General features: G+C 70.2%; 18 protein-coding genes. 12 read left to right on the top strand and 6 right to left on the bottom strand.

What is annotated here, in order from left to right; all coding sequences use genetic code 11:
• Window positions 1-47 precede the first annotated feature (47 nt).
• The 4 genes from ABD999_RS34190 (at window position 48) to ABD999_RS34175 (ending at window position 3,022) form a co-directional block, all read left to right on the top strand.
• A complete protein-coding gene (locus ABD999_RS34190) occupies window positions 48-950 on the top strand; it encodes a choline/ethanolamine kinase family protein (protein ID WP_148032590.1) in 903 nt (300 codons plus the stop codon).
• A 4-nt stretch (window positions 951-954) separates the two neighbouring features.
• The gene (locus ABD999_RS34185) at window positions 955-1,542 is read left to right on the top strand and encodes a DUF4126 domain-containing protein (protein ID WP_148032591.1); all 588 of its coding nucleotides are present in this window, start codon (window positions 955-957) and stop codon (window positions 1,540-1,542) included.
• A gap of 238 nt (window positions 1,543-1,780) precedes the next feature.
• A complete protein-coding gene (locus tag ABD999_RS34180; RefSeq protein ID WP_271278552.1) occupies window positions 1,781-2,386 on the top strand; it encodes a hypothetical protein in 606 nt (201 codons plus the stop codon).
• Between the two features lie 57 nt (window positions 2,387-2,443).
• Complete coding sequence (locus tag ABD999_RS34175; RefSeq protein ID WP_271278551.1) at window positions 2,444-3,022, top strand: Uma2 family endonuclease; 579 nt, start codon at window positions 2,444-2,446, stop codon at window positions 3,020-3,022.
• 10 nt (window positions 3,023-3,032) lie between these two features.
• Here the strand turns inward: ABD999_RS34175 and ABD999_RS34170 are convergent, their stop codons facing one another.
• On the bottom strand, window positions 3,033-3,515 hold the full coding sequence (locus ABD999_RS34170; RefSeq protein WP_271278550.1) for a hypothetical protein: 483 nt from the start codon (window positions 3,513-3,515) through the stop codon (window positions 3,033-3,035).
• 161 nt (window positions 3,516-3,676) lie between these two features.
• Between ABD999_RS34170 and ABD999_RS34165 the strand changes: the two genes are divergently transcribed.
• Entirely contained in the window at window positions 3,677-4,342 is a 666-nt protein-coding gene (locus ABD999_RS34165; RefSeq protein ID WP_271278549.1) for a GOLPH3/VPS74 family protein, read from the top strand.
• Window positions 4,343-4,671: 329 nt separating this feature from the next.
• The gene (locus ABD999_RS34160) at window positions 4,672-4,941 is read left to right on the top strand and encodes a hypothetical protein (RefSeq protein ID WP_271278548.1); all 270 of its coding nucleotides are present in this window, start codon (window positions 4,672-4,674) and stop codon (window positions 4,939-4,941) included.
• 464 nt (window positions 4,942-5,405) lie between these two features.
• On the opposite strand, the gene uvrB is transcribed toward ABD999_RS34160, so the two are convergent.
• Genes uvrB through ABD999_RS34140 form a run of 4 tightly spaced genes read right to left on the bottom strand, consistent with a single transcriptional unit; the run spans window position 5,406 to window position 9,561 of the window.
• Window positions 5,406-7,511, bottom strand: a complete 2,106-nt coding sequence (uvrB, locus tag ABD999_RS34155) for an excinuclease ABC subunit UvrB (RefSeq protein WP_148032596.1) — start codon at window positions 7,509-7,511, stop codon at window positions 5,406-5,408.
• 36 nt (window positions 7,512-7,547) lie between these two features.
• The gene (locus tag ABD999_RS34150; protein WP_148032597.1) at window positions 7,548-7,781 is read right to left on the bottom strand and encodes a helix-turn-helix transcriptional regulator; all 234 of its coding nucleotides are present in this window, start codon (window positions 7,779-7,781) and stop codon (window positions 7,548-7,550) included.
• A gap of 14 nt (window positions 7,782-7,795) precedes the next feature.
• Complete coding sequence (locus tag ABD999_RS34145) at window positions 7,796-8,650, bottom strand: ABC transporter permease (protein ID WP_271278547.1); 855 nt, start codon at window positions 8,648-8,650, stop codon at window positions 7,796-7,798.
• A complete protein-coding gene (locus ABD999_RS34140) occupies window positions 8,647-9,561 on the bottom strand; it encodes an ABC transporter ATP-binding protein (RefSeq protein WP_219543467.1) in 915 nt (304 codons plus the stop codon). The genes ABD999_RS34145 and ABD999_RS34140 overlap by 4 nt, the downstream gene beginning before the upstream one ends.
• A 143-nt stretch (window positions 9,562-9,704) precedes the next feature.
• Here ABD999_RS34140 and ABD999_RS34135 point away from each other — a divergent pair, with 143 nt between their 5' ends.
• Genes ABD999_RS34135 through ABD999_RS34125 form a run of 3 tightly spaced genes read left to right on the top strand, consistent with a single transcriptional unit; the run spans window position 9,705 to window position 13,289 of the window.
• Window positions 9,705-11,270: an SPFH domain-containing protein gene (locus tag ABD999_RS34135; RefSeq protein WP_148032598.1), complete on the top strand. Its 1,566-nt coding sequence runs from the start codon at window positions 9,705-9,707 to the stop codon at window positions 11,268-11,270.
• Entirely contained in the window at window positions 11,267-12,505 is a 1,239-nt protein-coding gene (locus ABD999_RS34130; RefSeq protein ID WP_148032599.1) for an SPFH domain-containing protein, read from the top strand. Before ABD999_RS34135 ends, ABD999_RS34130 begins: the two co-directional genes overlap by 4 nt.
• Before the next feature lie 10 nt (window positions 12,506-12,515).
• Window positions 12,516-13,289 (top strand): sporulation protein, encoded by a 774-nt coding sequence (locus ABD999_RS34125; protein WP_271278546.1) that lies wholly within the window; start codon window positions 12,516-12,518, stop codon window positions 13,287-13,289.
• On the opposite strand, the gene ABD999_RS34120 is transcribed toward ABD999_RS34125, so the two are convergent.
• Window positions 13,286-14,074 carry a class I SAM-dependent methyltransferase gene (locus ABD999_RS34120; RefSeq protein WP_271278545.1) on the bottom strand — a complete coding sequence of 263 codons (789 nt, stop codon included), beginning with the start codon at window positions 14,072-14,074 and terminating at the stop codon, window positions 13,286-13,288. The genes ABD999_RS34125 and ABD999_RS34120 overlap by 4 nt on opposite strands.
• A 110-nt stretch (window positions 14,075-14,184) precedes the next feature.
• Between ABD999_RS34120 and ABD999_RS34115 the strand changes: the two genes are divergently transcribed.
• Genes ABD999_RS34115 through ABD999_RS34105 form a run of 3 tightly spaced genes read left to right on the top strand, consistent with a single transcriptional unit; the run spans window position 14,185 to window position 16,671 of the window.
• Window positions 14,185-15,246: a hypothetical protein gene (locus tag ABD999_RS34115; RefSeq protein ID WP_246639253.1), complete on the top strand. Its 1,062-nt coding sequence runs from the start codon at window positions 14,185-14,187 to the stop codon at window positions 15,244-15,246.
• The gene (locus ABD999_RS34110) at window positions 15,243-15,860 is read left to right on the top strand and encodes a hypothetical protein (RefSeq protein ID WP_148032601.1); all 618 of its coding nucleotides are present in this window, start codon (window positions 15,243-15,245) and stop codon (window positions 15,858-15,860) included. Before ABD999_RS34115 ends, ABD999_RS34110 begins: the two co-directional genes overlap by 4 nt.
• A 10-nt stretch (window positions 15,861-15,870) precedes the next feature.
• Window positions 15,871-16,671: an inositol monophosphatase family protein gene (locus ABD999_RS34105; protein ID WP_271278544.1), complete on the top strand. Its 801-nt coding sequence runs from the start codon at window positions 15,871-15,873 to the stop codon at window positions 16,669-16,671.
• Window positions 16,672-16,693: the final 22 nt, after the last annotated feature.

The following is a 16,693-nucleotide window of genomic DNA, read 5'->3' as shown; positions in this document are numbered from 1 at the left end:
ACTCTAAAGGTCTAGACCGTTTAACGCGCGTCGGCTTAGCATCGACCATGGCCGTGCTCGAGATCCTCGACCGCATCCCCCTCCTGTCCGGCGTGCCGCGCTCCGTGGAGGAGCTGCCCGGCGGGCTGACGAACCGCAACTTCAAGGTGACGACCGACGGCGGGACGTTCGTGGTGCGGGTGTTCGGCGGCGACGGCTCGCTGCTCTTCATCGACAGGGACGCCGAGCACCTGGCGACGCTGGCCGCCGCCGAGGCGGGGGTGGGCGCTCCGGTGCACGCCTATCTGCCGGGTGAGGGGCTGGTCGTGGGCTACATCCCCGGGCGTACGTTCACCGAGGCCGACGTGCGCGACCCGGCGAACCTGCCCCGGCTGGCCGAGACGTGCCGGCGGCTGCACGCGGGGCCGCGCTTTCCCCGCGAGTTCGACATGTTCGACGTGCAGCGGCGGTATCTCGGGATCGTGCGGGAGCGCGGGTTCCGGCTGCCGGCGCGGTATCTGGAGTTCATGCCCCAGGTCGCTCAAATCCAGAAATGTCTGGAAGTGCGGCGGGAAGCGACGGTTCCGTGTAACAACGACCTGCTGGCCGGCAACATCATCGACGACGGGCAGCGCCTCTGGCTGATCGACTACGAGTACGCGGGCAACAACGACCCCTGCTTCGAGCTGGGCAACCTGTGGAGCGAGTCGGACCTCTCGCCCGGCCAGCTGGAGGAGCTGGTGACCGCCTACTACGGCCGCCGCCTGCGCCACAAGATCGCGCGCGCCCGGCTGCTGGGGCTGATGGCGAAGTACGGCTGGACCCTGTGGGCGTCGATCCAGGACGGCGCGGACCAGCCGATCGACTTCGACTTCTGGTCGTGGGGGATGGAGAAGTACGAGCGGGCGGTGGCCGAGTTCACCGGCGCGGAGCTTCCGTCCCTCATGGACGAGGCGGCGCGGGCAGACTAGAACCATGTTCGCCACTCTGACCGGACTCGGCCTGTCGACCGCCGCCGGGCTGAACGCCTACATCCCCCTGCTGGTCGTGGGCGTGCTCGCCAACGTCACCGACGCGGTGAAGCTGCCCGACGGGTACGCCTGGCTGTCGAACTGGGGCGTGCTCGGGGTGATCGCGGTGCTGCTGGCCGCCGAGTTCGTGCTGGACAAGGTGCCGGCCGTCGACACGGTGAACGACGTGATCCAGACGGCGGTCCGGCCGGCGTCCGGCGGCGTGGTGTTCAGCGCCACCACCGCGGCGGCCGAGCTGGACAGCTCGGCCTGGATGGCGGAGAACCCCTGGCTCGGCTGGGTGCTGGGCATCGTCATGGCGCTGGCCGTGCACCTGCTGAAGACCGCTGCCCGGCCGGTGGTCAACGCCACCACGGCGGGCGCCGGCGCCCCGGTGGCCAGCGTCGCCGAAGACAGCGGCGCCCTGGGCCTGAGCCTGGTGGCGGTGTTCGCGCCGGTCCTGGTGATCCTCGCCCTGATCCTGCTGGCGCTGATCGCCTGGTGGGTGATCAGGAAGGTCCGCCGCCGGCGCGCCCGCCGGAACCGGATCTGACCGGTAGCGCGGCACCGGTCACCGCGTCAACACCTGCCAGGCGGATGTGGCGCGCCCGCTTCGTTCCGTACCGTCGGGTTCCGCGTCCGCCCCACGGCGGCCCGCCGGCCGTGCGGGCGCTCAGTGGCCCCCGCCCCGCGCCCGCATGACGAGAGGCCCGGCAGCGTTCACCCCGCTGCCGGGCCTTTCCCATCGCCGCGGGGGCACTATCCTCGAAACCAAGAGCCCCACACAGGAGGTGTCCCCGATCGGCGAGCTCCTCATGATCGTGCTGGTCATCCTGGCGTTCCTGCTGCTGATCGCCGGGGTCGGCGTCTACGTGCTGGTCAAGGTCGGCAAGAAGGCCGCGGTCAAGGCCCGGGAGGCCACCACCCGGCTGACCACGCACGTCAACGCCATGGGCGCCGGCGACGCCGCCGAGGTCGAGCGCCTCCGCCTCGACCTGCGCCGCGAGGTCTCGCTGACCCGCCAGGCGGTCGAGCAGGCCCAGCGCCAGGGCTGGGGCCTGGGCGACCTGCCCCGCCTGCTGTCCGACCTGACGGCCCAGGCCGACGTGCACGACGGCCAGCTCGGCATGTACGCGCAGCAGGCCCGCGTCTCGCGCTACGTCGACCACGCCACGCTGGGCACGCTGCGCGAGCACCAGGCGAAGCTGACGGCCATGTGCGCCCGCATCCGCGCCGATCTCCTCAGCGACCAGGTGCAACACTCGGCCACCGGCCTGGAGGACCTGCGCACCCGCACCGACCTGGAGATCGAGGCCCGCCGCCCGGCCCCCGACCCCCTCCAGGAGATCGACGAGCTCTACCGCAGGACCATGCAGGACCGCAAAGAGCAGCCCTGACACCACCCACTGTGGCATCATGATTCCGAAGGGTCACATCTCCGAGGAGGCGTCGTCATGACCACAGCCTTTCCGGAATGGTTCTACCCCGGCCCTCCGGGCGGCTGGACCGCCGACATGCTCGATCACCTCCCCCCCGACGCGCCCACGCACGTCGAACTGATCGATGGTGGGCTCATCATGATGTCGCCCCAGACAATGTTCCACATGCTTGTTCTCAGGCTGCTGGAAAGGGAGCTCCGCCCGCCCGACCACCTCGTCGTCATCCGGGAGATGACCGTGACCCTGGGCCTGCGCCAGCGCCCCGAGCCGGACATCATGCTGGTGAAGACCGCTGCCGCCCAGCAGATCGGCCTCACCACTTTCAAGCCGGCAGACGTTCATCTGGTCGTCGAGGTGGTCTCCGAGGAGTCCCGCGACAGAGACCGCACCACCAAGCCGAGCAAATACGCGAGCGCGGGCATCAAACACTTCTGGCGCGTCGAGCTGGAGGACGACCGCCCCGTCGCCTACACCTTCGAGCTGGAGCCCGCCGTCAAGGCCTATCTGCCCACCGGCATCCATCGCGGCCGGCTGCGCACCGACATCGGCTTCCCCGTCGACGTCGATCTCGACGTGGACAAGGTCAGGCGCTGAGGCGGCCCCGCTAACTCCACTCCTGATAGATGAAGGCCGCGTACTCCTCGGCCGATCCGCCCTTGTTGAGAACGGCCCGGGCCGCCTGCGCCTGCTCGATGGTCGGCAGATGTCCTTCCAGCAGGATCGGCAGCGACAGCCGCCGCGCCAGCAACTCCTTCTCGGAGATCCCGTACGGCCGCCGCACCACCGACACGTTCACCCGCAGCGCATGCTCGTTCCCCGGCACCACCCCCGGCCGATCCACCTCGACCGCCGCGTACCGGTAACCATGCGCCCGATCACACGTGGCGCACCCGGCGACCCCCCGGCTGAGCGCTCCCCCGCACTCCCCGCAGACCAGCCGGTCATAGGCGGCGTCGACCACCCGCCAGAGATGCCGGTCGAGCTCGTCGATCACCATCTCGGCGACCCCCCTCTCCTCCTCAGCGGAGAGCCCTCCGAACTCCCCCCGCAGAAACTCCCGCCACCCCTCCTCGACGAGTCCGTCCACCACCCGAGCGCACTTCACACACCCCGGCGCCCCGGCCGGCTCCCACAACCCGCACCCCGCACACCGCCGCATCCCCGCACCCTAGCCGTTCCTCGGCAGCCGCCTCCTCGCAGTTTCCCGGGCCCACTCGCCGGGCGATCCTCCAGAGGCTTCGGGTGCCCATGCCGGCTCGCGATGCGCCAGATCGGATCCATGAAGCCGCTCATCGCCGAAGAGCTCTCCTGCTGGCCCTCCGCCCCGACGGCGTGGTCTCGGTCAACCAGGAGATGCTGGACTACACGCTGAGCGCCGCCGTGCTCGCCGAACTCGTCGTCATGGACAGACTCGCCCTGGAGAACGGCCACCTACACGTACGCGACCCCGAGCCCACCGGCGACCCCGAACTGGACGAGACACTCCACCAGCTGACAGCCCACAGCGGCCCACCCCCGGCCTTCACCGACTGGTGGGTCTCGATGTACACACCCGAGCGCCGCACCCGATTACTGGCCGCGCTCGTACACCAAGGCCTGATCACCGCAGAAACCCGCCGCTACCTGCGCATCTTCAAAGAGGAGGTCTACCCTGAGACCAGCCCGGCGCCAAGAGCGGCACTCCACGACCGCTTGAGAGCCGTGCTGACCGGAGCCGAGCCCGACGCCCGCGTCTCGGCACTCGTCTCCCTGGCCCACGCGGGCAAGCTCCTCCCCAGGAACCTGCCGAGACCAGAACGCCGGCGCGCCCAGGAGATGGCAGCCCAGAACCCCCTGGGCACCCTGGTCGCACGATCGTTCGACCAGGCCGCCAAGGAGAGCATCGGCAGGATCACAGGCGGCACGGCCACCTGACCAGACGGAGATCGGGGACGGCCCACGTCGCAGCGAACGGCGGGGCCCCAGCAACCGACCCCGAGCGGCTGGCCACCGTCGGTCACCCACCGCATCCCCGCCCAGGTCAAGGGTGAGGCACCACTCATCGAGCCGACCCGCGGACACTCCGAGGACCAATCCGCCATAGCCCACCTGACCGGCGGAACGAAGCCGCTGGCGGACAAGCTGACGGTGACCCTGCGCCCCCGCTCCGGCTCGTCCATCGCCCTGCGCTTCCCCCGGCTGGGAGTCGAGATCACGCCCCCGCCTCGGAGCCCCGCGCCATCACCGGAGGACGCGAACAACGCGTGATCGACGTAAGCGACCCAGACACCTACCACGCCGGCGCCGTCACCGTGGACGTCCTGGCCACCAGCCTCCGCGAGCCGACGGTGGCGGCGATCGTGTCCTTCAGGCACACGGCCTGGCTCTGGCTCCTCCCGCTGGCGCTCCTCGGCGTGGCCTGGGCGGCGGCCCGCCGCCGACTCGACTCCCTGAAATTCGGCGAACCGGCAGGCGCTCCTCCCCGCACCGCCAAGAAGCAACGCGCCGACCGCCGCAAAAAACGCCGCGGCTGACCGTACCGGAGCCCGGAAAGCTACGACGACCAGCGCTCACATGGCCCGGAAAGCGACGCTTCAGCTACGGCGAGCACCCGAGCACGAGGTGAGCCAAAGCTTCAGCATCGGCGGCGAAGCAGCCGCAAAAGCGGCAACCACCACTACGGCGCGAGCCCGGACGGACGGAGAGGGGCAAGCGGAGGTGGGCGGGCGACCCGGCCGAGTTAAGACCGTGCCAGGTACCCCCGCGCCCGGCCACGCCGAAGGCGAAGACCACCAGACCCCGGGCAATCGCGCGAGGCCGGGTCGCCCGCCCACCGCAGCGGCACAAAGACCAGGACACCCCCGCAACACAAGGACCGAAAAGCCTACAGAGGCGACACAAGAGCCGAAACGCCCACCACGGCGACACATAGGCCGAAAAGCTCACAGAAGCGGCACAAAAGCGAAACCACTCACCACAGCGACACAAAGGCCGAGAGTCAGCGAACCCCAGCCTCACGCATGTCCCGAAGCTCCCGCTTGAGCTCCTTGATCTCGTCACGAAGCCGAGCCGCCACCTCGAACTGCAGGTCGGCAGCCGCCTGATGCATCTGCTCGGTCAACGAGTCGATCAACGACTCCATCTGCGCCCGAGGCATCTCCCCCGCGATCGCCTTGGCATGCTGCCCCGCCTTGGCGGCGAACCCCGGCACCGGGGCCTTGCCCCGCGACTGGGACCGCCCACCCCCCATGAGCTGCCGGGTGTCGGCATCCTCCCGCTGCAACGAGTCGAGGATGTCGGCGATCTTCTTGCGCAACGGCTGCGGGTCGATGCCGTTGGCCTTGTTGTAGGCGACCTGCTTGGCCCGCCGCCGGTTGGTCTCGTCGATGGCCCGCTCCATCGACGGCGTGACCTTGTCGGCGTACATGTGAACCTGCCCGGACACGTTACGCGCCGCCCGCCCGATCGTCTGGATGAGGGACGTCTCGGACCGCAGGAAGCCCTCCTTGTCGGCGTCGAGGATGGCGACCAGCGACACCTCGGGCAGGTCGAGCCCCTCACGCAGGAGGTTGATGCCCACGAGCACGTCGAACTCGCCGCTGCGCAGCTCCCGCAGCAGCTCGATGCGGCGCAGCGTGTCGACCTCGCTGTGGAGATAGCGGACCCGGATGCCGAGCTCCAGAAGGTAGTCCGTGAGGTCCTCGGCCATCTTCTTGGTCAGCGTGGTCACGAGCACCCGCTCGTCACGCTCGGCCCGCTCGCGGATCTCGTGCACCAGGTCGTCGATCTGCCCCTTGGTCGGCTTGACCACGACCTCGGGGTCGACCAGCCCGGTGGGCCGGATGACCTGCTCGACGACGTCGCCCTTGACCCGGCCCAGCTCGTAGGGCCCGGGGGTGGCGGACAAGTAGACGGTCTGCCCGATGCGCTCCAGGAACTCCTCCCACTTCAGCGGCCGGTTGTCGAGCGCGGACGGCAGCCGGAAGCCGTGGTCGACGAGGGTGCGCTTGCGGGAGGCGTCGCCTTCGTACATGGCGCCGATCTGCGGCACGGTCTGGTGGGACTCGTCGAGCACCAGCAGGAAGTCCTCGGGGAAGTAGTCGAGCAGCGTGTTGGGCGCGCTGCCGGCCTCGCGGGCGTCCATGTGGCGCGAGTAGTTCTCGATGCCGGAGCAGGTGCCGATCTGGCGCATCATCTCGATGTCGTAGGTGGTGCGCATGCGCAGCCGCTGCGCCTCCAGCAGCTTGCCCTGCCGCTCCAGCTCGGCGAGCCGGTCGGCCAGCTCGGCCTCGATGCCGGCGACGGCGGCGGACATCCGCTCCTCGCCCGCCACGTAGTGGGAGGCGGGGAAGATGTAGAGCTCGTCGTCCTCGGTGATGACCTCGCCGGTGAGCGGGTGCATGGTGGACAGCTTCTCGATCTCGTCGCCGAACATCTCGATGCGGACGGCGAGCTCTTCGTACTTGGGGATGATCTCGATGGTGTCACCGCGGACCCGGAACGTGCCGCGGGTGAAGGCGAGGTCGTTGCGGGTGTACTGCATGTCGACGAGGCGGCGCAGCAGCCGGTCGCGGTCGATGTCCATGCCGACGCGCAGCCGGGTCATGCGGTCGACGTACTCCTGCGGCGTGCCGAGGCCGTAGATGCAGGACACGGAGGCGACCACGACGGTGTCGCGGCGGGTCAGCAGCGAGTTGGTGGCCGAGTGGCGCAGCCGCTCGACCTCGTCGTTGATCGAGGAGTCCTTCTCGATGTAGGTGTCGCTCTGCGGGACGTAGGCCTCGGGCTGGTAGTAGTCGTAGTAGGAGACGAAGTATTCGACCGCGTTGTTGGGCAGCATCTCGCGCAGCTCGTTGGCGAACTGGGCGGCGAGCGTCTTGTTGGGCTGCATGACCAGGGTGGGCCGCTGCAGGCGCTCGATGAGCCACGCGATGGTGGCGGTCTTGCCGGTGCCGGTGGCGCCGAGCAGCACGCTGTCCTTGGCCCCGGCCTTGACGCGGCGCTCCAGCTCGGCGATGGCCGTCGGCTGGTCGCCCGAGGGAGTCATCTCGGTGACGACCTCGAACGGCGCCACCTTCCGCTGCAAATCTGTGACCGGACGCATACTGCCCACTGTAGGCGCAGCCACTGACATAAACCGTCAGGCCGATCGCTCACCGATGCGCGGGAACGGCGTGGTGGAGAAGACGACCTCCACGGGCACCTCGAAGTATCCGGCGATGCGCAGCGCCAGGTAGAGGCTGGGACTGTATTCGCCGCGCTCCAGGTAGCCGATCGTCTGGTAGTGCACCCCCAGGGCGTCGGCGAGCTGCCTTCGGGTGACACCACGCTCGGCCCGCAGCAGGGCGATGCGGTTGTAGACGTTCTCGCTCATCGTCGCCCATCTTCTCAGCCGATCCGCTGCATGGCGCGGTGACGGCGCTGCTCCATCAGCGAGCCGGACTCGCGCCTGGCCATCCTGCGCAGGATCGGCGGGGCCAGCACCAGCCCGGCCACGGCCCAGGCGACGAGCACGAGCGTGGTCTCGACCGGGCGCCACGAACCGCCGATCTCCGCGGCGGCGGCCGCGTCGGGCAGCAGCGCCGAGCGCATGCCGAGGCCGAGCCAGTAGAGCGGGAAGACGTGGGCCAGGCCCTGCAGCCAGCCGGCCAGCGCGGTGATCGGGTAGAAGATCCCGGAGATCGCGGTGAGCCCGCCGACGGTCAGCATCACCAGCCCGCCGGCGGCCTGCGGGCTGCCGGCCACGGCGCCGATGACCGCCCCGAGCGGGAGCGCCGACAGGAGGCCGAGCACCGTGATCCAGGCGATGGTGAGCCAGCCGCCCACCCCTGTGCCGGCCAGCTCCGGTACGAGGAACAGCCCGGCGACGAGCAGCACCACCAGGGAGGCCAGGGTGGAGATCGAGAGCACGACGACCTTGCCGGCGAGGTAGCCGACCATGCCCTGGGGCAGCGCCTTGGCCCTGAGCAGGGTGCCGTCCTCACGCTCGACGGAGAGCGTGCCCACCGCGCCCATGAGCGCGTTGATCGGGATCATCAGGCCGAGCAGGCCGGGCAGCGTGGCCGCCGCCAGGGAGAGGCCGGTGCCGGGCAGGGTGGCGTCGCGCTGGAAGTAGAGCACGACGACGAAGGCCGCGGTGGTGACCACGGTGAAGCCCATGTCCTGCGCGCTGGTCACCTGATGCTTGAACTCCATCCACCCGCGGGTGAGCCCCAGCCGGGCGGCGTGCAGCGTGGGGTTCACGCTTCCTCCCTCTTGACGATGGCCATGTAGGTGTCCTCCAGGGTGGCCCGGCGCACCTCCAGGTCGGTGATCCCGCTGCCGTGCTGCTCGAACAGGCCACGGACGAAGGCGGTGGCGTCGTCGGTGGCGTGCACGAAGTGCTCGCCGTCGCGGCTCCAGCGCACCTGGGCATCACGGGAGACCTGGCGGGTCAGGCTGTCGGGGCTGCCGTCGGCGACGATCTTGCCGCCGGCCAGGATGAGGATGCGGTCGGCGAGCTTCTCGGCCTCGTCGAGGTCGTGCGTGGTGAGCAGGATCGTGGTGTCGTCCAGGTCCGACAGGCGGTGCACGAGGTCGTGGAAGTCGCGCCTGGCCTGCGGGTCGAAGCCGGCGGTCGGCTCGTCGAGGAAGAGCACCTCGGGGCGGCCGACGATGCCGATGGCGACGTCGAGGCGGCGCCGCTGGCCGCCGGAGAGCCGGCTGACGCGCTGACCGGCGTGTTTGCCGAGGCCGACCGCCTCGATCAGGTCGGCCGTGTCGAGCGGCAGCCGCCCGGGCTTCGCGTACGGCACGTAGTAGCGGCTCAGATGGTGCAGGAGCTGGTGCACCCGCCAGCGGCCGTGGTCGCGCCAGGACTGCAGGACCACGCCGATCCTGGCCCGCCACGCCTCGCCGCCGCGCGCCGGTTCGGCGCCGAGCACCCGCACCCGGCCGCCGGAGGGGATCCGGAAGCCTTCGAGTATCTCGATCGTGGTGGTCTTGCCCGCGCCGTTCGGCCCGAGCAGGGCGATCACCTCGCCGGGCGCGACGGCGAAGTCGACGCCCCGCAGCACCTCCTTGTCGCCGTACGTCATGCGCAGGCCACTGACCTCGATCGCGGTGCCCTCGTTCGTCACATTGAGGTCACCGTCCAGTTCTCTGGTGGTGCTCATGACCCCCTCCGATGTAGTAGGACTACTACATTCATAGCACGACTACTACTTATGGCAATAGACGTACGACACCGCTTTGCAAGCAGATGGCAAGCCTCACCCGATACGGTCTGAATTCGCTTGTAGCGGAAGAGGAAGGTTTCATGTCACGACCCAGAGAGGCCCTGAGGCAGGCGGGCCAGGGCGTAGCCCAAGCGGTCGCCCAAGGAGGAAACGTACGTCAGGCTGTCGGACAGGCCATGGGCCAGGTCGTCCAGCAGTCCGGGCAATACACCAACCAGGTCCAGGGGTTCGCGCTCAACCCGCACGACTTCGCCGCCGCCCGTGACGGCGGCGTGTCGGTCGGCACGCTGATCGAGGCGCGCACCGCCTCGCTCAACGAGGCCGGCGAGATCGTCAACCGCAGCTTCGCCGAGAACGGCATGCACGTCATCTCGCCCGTGGTGATCCCCAAGAGCGGCACCGCCAAGGTCGTCGTCCCCCTGGTCATCCTGGTGGCGCTCGGCCTGATCGGCGCGCTCGGCAACGTCATCCCGAACACCGACCTGTTCTTCGGCCCCCACTACTGGGTGGTCCTGGTCCTGGCCGCGGCGTTCCTGTGGTGGCGGCGCAGCGTGGTGATGGTGCCGGAGGGCTGCAAGGCGCTGATCACCCAGTTCGGCAAGCTGGTGCACATCGCCGACCCGGGCCGGGTGACGCTGTTCAACCCGTGGAAGCGGGTCAGCTACATCGTCAACACCACCCGCGAGTACCCCTTCAACGCGCCCATCAGCGAGGCGCCGACCCAGCAGGGCGTCAAGGCCAGCGTCGACCTGTTCCTGCAGTTCAGGATCGAGAACCCGGCCGAGTTCATCTTCGTGCTCGGCTCGGTGAGCGGCTTCCAGTCCAAGCTCCAGAACGCCATCAGCGAGGTCACCCGTTCCCTCATCTACGCCCAGCGCGCCGAGGAGATCTACGACCTGGTCGGCGAGAGCACGCACGGCATGCTCGACAGCCTGAACCAGCAGTTCCTGCCCGCGGTGCGGCTCACGGACGTGAACATCACCCACGCCGAGCCCTCCAGCCAGGAGTACCGCATGGACCTGGCCGCCCCCGAGATGGTCCGGGTGGCCAAGGAGGCCTACACCTACGAGTACGAGCTCAACCTGCGCAAGGAGCAGAACGAGGGCGACCTGGTCAAGGAGCTGGCCGGGCTGCAGGAGACGCTGAGCGCCATCCAGGCTGAGATCGCCGGCTACCAGGCGCGGATGGACACCGCGCTGGAGCGGGCCACCCACCAGGCCACCGCTCAGGCCAGGCAGCGCCTGGTCGAGGCCGAGTCCGAGGCCAAGGCCAACTCGGCGCTGCTGGAGGCGCAGGCGCTGGACATCCGGGCGCTGAGCGCGGCCGAGGCGCCGGAGATCCTCGACTACCGCTTCCAGCAGGACCTGCTGGACAAGCTGGAGTCGGTCGCGAACCGGCTGCCGCAGGTGGTGCACGTCGGCGAGCAGAGCGACATCGACTTCCTCCAGCTGGCCCAGAGCCTGGTCGGCGGCAAGGAGGCGGTGCTGTTCACGCCCGAGGACATGGCCGCCATTCGCGTCAGGCTGCAGCAGATCGGCACCCGCGTGTCCGGTCGTGAGGCGGAGATCAACGCGCTGCTGAAGCGGGTCGCCGACGAGGTCACGGAAGCCCCGGACCTGGAGATCACCACGGAGGTCGAGCGATGAGCCGCGAGTTCTCGAAGATCAAGGAGTCGCTGGCGTCCTGGTCGGAGATCCGCCAGCTGCTGCGTGGCGGCGAGCAGGGCCAGCTCGTGCCCGTCGTCATCCCCAAGGACCGGCGCGGCTTCAGCTGGATGATCCTGATCTTCCTGGCCGTCTACTTCGCCGGCATGGCGGTGCTGACGGACTGGACCGTCCTCGCCGCGCTGGCCGCGCTGTTCTTCCTGGTCGTCGCGCTGCTCACGATGTGGCGGCGGGCGATCATCGAGATCGAGGAGGGCACCACCGGGGTGCGCAGCCGCTGGGGCGCGATCGTCTCCACGCTGCCTCCCGGCCGGCATTACCTCTGGCTGCCCTGGGACCGGGTGGACGCGGTCGTCGACACCTCGACCGAGATCCCGTACTCGGCGCCGATCGTGGCCTGCCCGACGGCGGAGAACGTGCCGCTGAAGTCGATCGAGTTCTTCCTGAAGTTCCGCATCGTGGACCCGGTGGCGTTCGTCCGCACGATCGGCGCCGGCAACTTCGACCTGGTGCTGTCCAGCGCCGTGCAGGACGCGATCCGGCAGCGCAGCCGCAGGGTGAACACCGAGCGGGCCTACGACCTGCGCGGCTCGGACGTGGGCGACATGCAGGACGCGCTCAACCGCCAGCTCGGCCGCTACGGGGTGCGCGTCACCGGCGCCAACATCCCCGACGTGCAACTGCCCGACCAGTACCAGCAGCACCTGTCCACCCGCGAGAAGGTGGCCAAGGAGCTGCAGGCGTACGAGCGCGAGTGGGAGCTGACCCGCAAGCGCCGCATCGACACCCTGCTCATGGAGATCGAGCGGGCCAAGAAGACCCGCGACGCCCGCGTGGTCGAGGTCAAGGCCGCGCACAACACGGCGCGCAAGGACGTGGCCCGGATGCTGGAGGAGCAGGAGACCGAGGCGCAGCGGGTGCGCTGGGAGATCGAGGCACGCGGCCGCGCCGAGCTGACCGCCGCCGAGAACGAGGCCAAGGCGCTGCGCCGGCTGGCCGACTCCTACCGCGACAACCGGGCCGTGCTCCAGTACGAGCTCGCCCGCAGGCGCCTCGACGTGGGCGCCACCCTCGCGGAGAAGGCCCCGCAGCCGCTGGTGGTCCGCACCCAGCAGGGCGGCGGCGACTCCGCGTTGTCCACGCTTCTGCTGGCCCAGTTGCTCCCCCGGATCTCGGCCAACGGCAGGAGCCTCGGGGCACAACCACCCACCACATAGGAGAACCCCCATGGTGTTCCGCAAGCTGATGGCCGCGTTCGGCGCGGGCGTCGAGGTAGACACGGTCCTGTCGAACGCCAGCGTCCGCCCCGGCGAACCGCTGCGCGGGGTGGTCCACTTCCGCGGCGGCGGCTCCGACTACAAGGTGGAGGCCATCACCGTCGACCTGACGGCCGTGGTGGAGGTCGAGTCCGGCGACAGCGAGTACAAGACGACCTACAGTTTCCTGCGCCAGCAGGTGTCGGGCCCGCTGCAACTGGCGGCCAAGGCCGAGCACCGGCAGCCGTTCGAGATCCTGGTGCCGTGGGAGACGCCGATCAGCGCGATCGGCGGCCACCCGCTGCACGGCATGCGGCTCGGCGTGCACACCGAGCTCGCGCTCGCCGGCGCACTCGACAAGGGCGACCTGGACCCGCTGTTCGTCAACCCGCTCCCGGCCCAGGACCACGTGCTCGCCGCGCTGGACCGGCTCGGCTTCCGGTTCAAGAAGGCCGACCTGGAGCGGGGCACGCTGCACGGGTCGACGATGCCGTTCTTCCAGGAGATCGAGTACTACGCGGGCGGCTCGTGGCGGCGCCACTTCAACGAGCTGGAGCTGACGTTCATCGCCGGCCCGCGGCAGATGGACGTCATCCTGGAGGCCGACCAGCGCGACGGCTTCCTGCGTGCCGGCCAGGACACCTACAACCGCTTCACCGTCCGCCACGACGAGCACCCTGCGGGCGTCGACCAGGCCCTCCAGCGCGGCCTGGAGTCGATGGCGCGCAGGCGCGGCTGGTTCTAGCCCTTCCTGGCCACCGCCAGCAGGTGGCCGCTCACGCCCAGCAGTGACGGCACCGATTCGAGCCGACGGGCGGCGTCGAGCAGCAGCTCGCGCCGCCCTTCGTCGTCCAGCCACACGTCGATGTCGCCGTACAGCCAGAACGCGCCCTCCAGCCCGTACCGGACGGGCTCGGCGAGCCCGGCGTCGGCGAACTCCCCGATGATCTCGTCGGGGTCGTGGAAGAAGCCCCGGAACCCTCCCTCCCTAGGGGACACCATGAGCCCGGTCTCCGCGGCGTGGTACTCGGCCGCCAGATGCTCCGGCCGCAGCGCGAAGCCGCGGGCGAACCCGTCGTGCAACCCGGCGAAACGGCTGATGAACGCCGCCACCACCACCCCGCCGGGCCGCACCGCCCGGCGCGCCTCGGCCAGCGCCCGCACCCGGTCGTAGCGCTCGGTCAGGTGGTAGAGCGGCCCCAGCAGCATCACCGCGTCGGCCCCGCCGTCCGGCGCGGGCAGCGAGCGGGCGTCGCCCAGCCGCGCGGTGACCCCCGGCAGCCGCTCGGCCCGCGCCACGTGCAGCGGCACCGGGTCGATCAGCTCGACGTCGTAGCCGTCGGCGGCCAGCCACTCCGCGTGCACGCCCGTACCGCCCCCCACGTCGAGAACCCTGGCGGGAGCCGGCGGCAGCACCCGGCGCAGCACGTCCTGCGTACGCCAGAACTCCAGCCGCCCGACGCCCTCACGGAGCCGGGTCACTTCGCCGCCCTGCTCGTAGTAGCCCAGGGTCTCCGGGTCGATGGTCATGGCCGTCGATCTTAAACGGTACGGGGGACGCGCTTTCCCTGTGCTAGCCCCTGGCCTGGCAGCGTCGTTACCATGACGGCGGGACTGACTGTTCGTCGGACGGGGCAGCGATGGCACGGTTCGTGGGGGCGTTGAAACGGATCGCGCCGTGGGCGGTCCAGAACGCCGACGTCGCCATCGCGTTGCTACTGGCCGTCGTGGTGGGCGTGCTCGGCATCATGCCCGACGAGATCTTCGGCGACAACGGCGCCACCGTGCAGACACAGCTCGTCAGCGCCGCGACGCTGGTGATCCTGGCGCTGGTGGCCACCGCGCTGCTGCGCGACCGGGCCCGCCAGGCGCCGATGGAGGCCATCACCTCCGACGTGCTCGGCCGGCTGCCGACCAGGCTCGACCGGCTGGAGCAGATCGAGTCGCTGGTCGACCGTACCCGCAAGGCGCTGGACGCGCTGCAGCTCGTCCGGGTGCTGGGCAGCTCGCAGGAGATCGCGCAGGCGCACGCCGAGGCGCGCGAGGACACCACGCGGTGGAGCTTCAAGGGCGGCACCGGCACCTACCTGCGCGCCGTCACCCTGCCCGCGTGCGTGGCGGCCGCCCGCCGCGACAAGCGCCACCTGACCGTGCGCATCGAGGTGATCGACCCGGCCGACGTCGAGGTCTGCGAGACGTACGCGCACTACCGGCGGTCGCTGTCCGACCTGCCCGACGGCACCGGCGAGCGGTGGACCACCGACCGGGTCAGGAAGGAGTCGTACGCGACCATCCTGGCGGCGTTCTGGCACCGGCAGCGTTACGGGCTGCTCGACATCGGGGTGGGCCTGTCGTCGACGATGACCACGTTCCGCTGGGACCTGTCCAGCAGCCGCCTGATCATGACGGTCGAGGACCCGAACCGCGCGATGACGGCGCTGGCCGGCACCTTCTACTACGAGAACTGCGACACCGAGCTGCGGCTCAGCTTCGAGCAGGCGCGCCGGGTCCCGCTGGACAAGTACCGGAGCGTGCAGCTCGGCGACGAGCCCACGATCGAGGAGGTGCAGGACCTGTTCGAGCGGATCGGCGTGCCGTTGCCCAAGACCTACAACGGCCGCGACGTCGTCGACATCGCCCGCAAGGCGCTGCGCGCGGTCGACCCCTATGGCGAGCCGCTGCGGGAGACGGCGGTCCCATGAGCTACGGCGGCGTCTTCCAGCGGCTCGCGCGCGGCGAGGCCAGGGCCTGGGCTCTGGCGGCGATCTCCGGTGACGGTCTGCGCGGCGTGCGCCACCCGCTCGGATTCGTCTGCCTGCCGCTGGAGCGCGACGGCGGCGAGGGGGTATGTATCCATCTGTGGTCCGACTCGCTGGCGCCCGCGCGCAGCACCACCTCGCAGATCCACTGCCACAGCTGGGACCTGGTCAGCCACGTCCTCTACGGCCAGGTGCGCAATGTGCACGCCGTGGTGACCGACGCCGGTCACGACGCCACGCACCGGGTGTTCGAGGTCGTCAGCGGGCCGGGCGGCGACCGCATCTCCCCCACCCCGCGCACCGTCCGTCACGAGACGGGCCTGGTGGAGGTGTTCGGGCCCGGCGACACCTACACGCTGCCGTCAGGACGCTTCCACAGCAGCGTCGTCCCCGAGGGCGGGGAGACCGCCACGATCGCGCTCGGCCGGAGCCGTCCGGGCAGCCGCGACCTGTCGCTCGGCCCGCTCCGCACGGGCGGCCACCACGTGCCGAGGCAGGCGCTCGACACCGCGGAGACGGCGCTGGCCGTCCGACTGATAGCCGCCCACCTGAGCTGAGGGGTTCCCGATGGATCTGGATCACGCCCGCGCGGTCGCCGTCGAGGCCGCCGAGGCCGCGGGGGCGCTGCTCCTGGACGGCACCCGAGGCGAGGTCGGAGTGCGCCAGAAGGGCGACGCCGGCGACGTGGTCACCGATCTCGACCTGGCGTCGGAGGAGCTCCTGGCCGGCCGGATCCTGACGGCGTTCCCGTCACACTCGGTGATCACCGAGGAGTCGGGCCTGCTGGGCGCCTCGGGCGGCGAGTGGACGTGGCTGGTCGACCCGCTCGACGGCACCAACAACGTGGCCATCGGCCTGCCCGCCTACGTGGTCGGGCTGGCGCTGTGCCGGGTCGGCCGGCCGGTGCTCGGCGTGGTGCACGACCCGGTGACGGCGCGGACGTGGTCGGCGATCCAGGGCCGCGGCGCGCTGGCCCCGTCGGGGTCGCGGCTGTCGGCGTCCTACCGGCCCTCTCCGCACGGGCCGCTCCTGGCTTGGACCCAGGGGTATGCTGTGAGCAGGCAAGACGCCAGAGCGTGCCTGCTGAAGTCGGCCCTGGAGCTGAGCGCCAGACGAGTGCTGCAGCTGTGGGCCCCGTTGCTGCAGTGGGTGATGCTCGCCCGTGGCGACATCGACGGCATCGTCGGCTACCGCGCGGAGGCGATCGATCTGCCGGCCGGGGCGCTGATCGCCCAGGAGGCGGGCATCGAGATCCGGGCGCTCGACGGCGGGCCGTTCGAGGAGAGCATCGACGGCGGCGCCGGAGATCGCAGTTTCGTGGCCGCGCACCCCAAGGCCCTGCCGGGCCTGCTGGCCCTTGTCAGCTGACGATCCGGCGAGGTGGGAAGGT

Source organism: Nonomuraea ferruginea (assembly GCF_039540635.1).
Taxonomy (GTDB): Bacteria; Actinomycetota; Actinomycetes; order Streptosporangiales; family Streptosporangiaceae; genus Nonomuraea; species Nonomuraea ferruginea.
This window is presented reverse-complemented; position numbering and strand designations above follow the sequence as displayed.

Excerpts from the sequence above, each read along its gene's own strand:
- ABD999_RS34190 (WP_148032590.1), top strand. The coding sequence starts at position 48 with ATGGCCGTGCTCGAGATCCTCGACCGCATCCCCCTCCTGTCCGGCGTG.
- ABD999_RS34185 (WP_148032591.1), top strand. The coding sequence starts at position 955 with ATGTTCGCCACTCTGACCGGACTCGGCCTGTCGACCGCCGCCGGGCTG.
- ABD999_RS34175 (WP_271278551.1), top strand. The coding sequence starts at position 2,444 with ATGACCACAGCCTTTCCGGAATGGTTCTACCCCGGCCCTCCGGGCGGC.
- ABD999_RS34165 (WP_271278549.1), top strand. The coding sequence starts at position 3,677 with ATGCCGGCTCGCGATGCGCCAGATCGGATCCATGAAGCCGCTCATCGC.
- uvrB (WP_148032596.1), bottom strand. The coding sequence starts at position 7,511 with ATGCGTCCGGTCACAGATTTGCAGCGGAAGGTGGCGCCGTTCGAGGTC.
- ABD999_RS34150 (WP_148032597.1), bottom strand. The coding sequence starts at position 7,781 with ATGAGCGAGAACGTCTACAACCGCATCGCCCTGCTGCGGGCCGAGCGT.
- ABD999_RS34140 (WP_219543467.1), bottom strand. The coding sequence starts at position 9,561 with ATGAGCACCACCAGAGAACTGGACGGTGACCTCAATGTGACGAACGAG.
- ABD999_RS34135 (WP_148032598.1), top strand. The coding sequence starts at position 9,705 with ATGTCACGACCCAGAGAGGCCCTGAGGCAGGCGGGCCAGGGCGTAGCC.
- ABD999_RS34130 (WP_148032599.1), top strand. The coding sequence starts at position 11,267 with ATGAGCCGCGAGTTCTCGAAGATCAAGGAGTCGCTGGCGTCCTGGTCG.
- ABD999_RS34125 (WP_271278546.1), top strand. The coding sequence starts at position 12,516 with ATGGTGTTCCGCAAGCTGATGGCCGCGTTCGGCGCGGGCGTCGAGGTA.
- ABD999_RS34120 (WP_271278545.1), bottom strand. The coding sequence starts at position 14,074 with ATGACCATCGACCCGGAGACCCTGGGCTACTACGAGCAGGGCGGCGAA.
- ABD999_RS34115 (WP_246639253.1), top strand. The coding sequence starts at position 14,185 with ATGGCACGGTTCGTGGGGGCGTTGAAACGGATCGCGCCGTGGGCGGTC.
- ABD999_RS34110 (WP_148032601.1), top strand. The coding sequence starts at position 15,243 with ATGAGCTACGGCGGCGTCTTCCAGCGGCTCGCGCGCGGCGAGGCCAGG.
- ABD999_RS34105 (WP_271278544.1), top strand. The coding sequence starts at position 15,871 with ATGGATCTGGATCACGCCCGCGCGGTCGCCGTCGAGGCCGCCGAGGCC.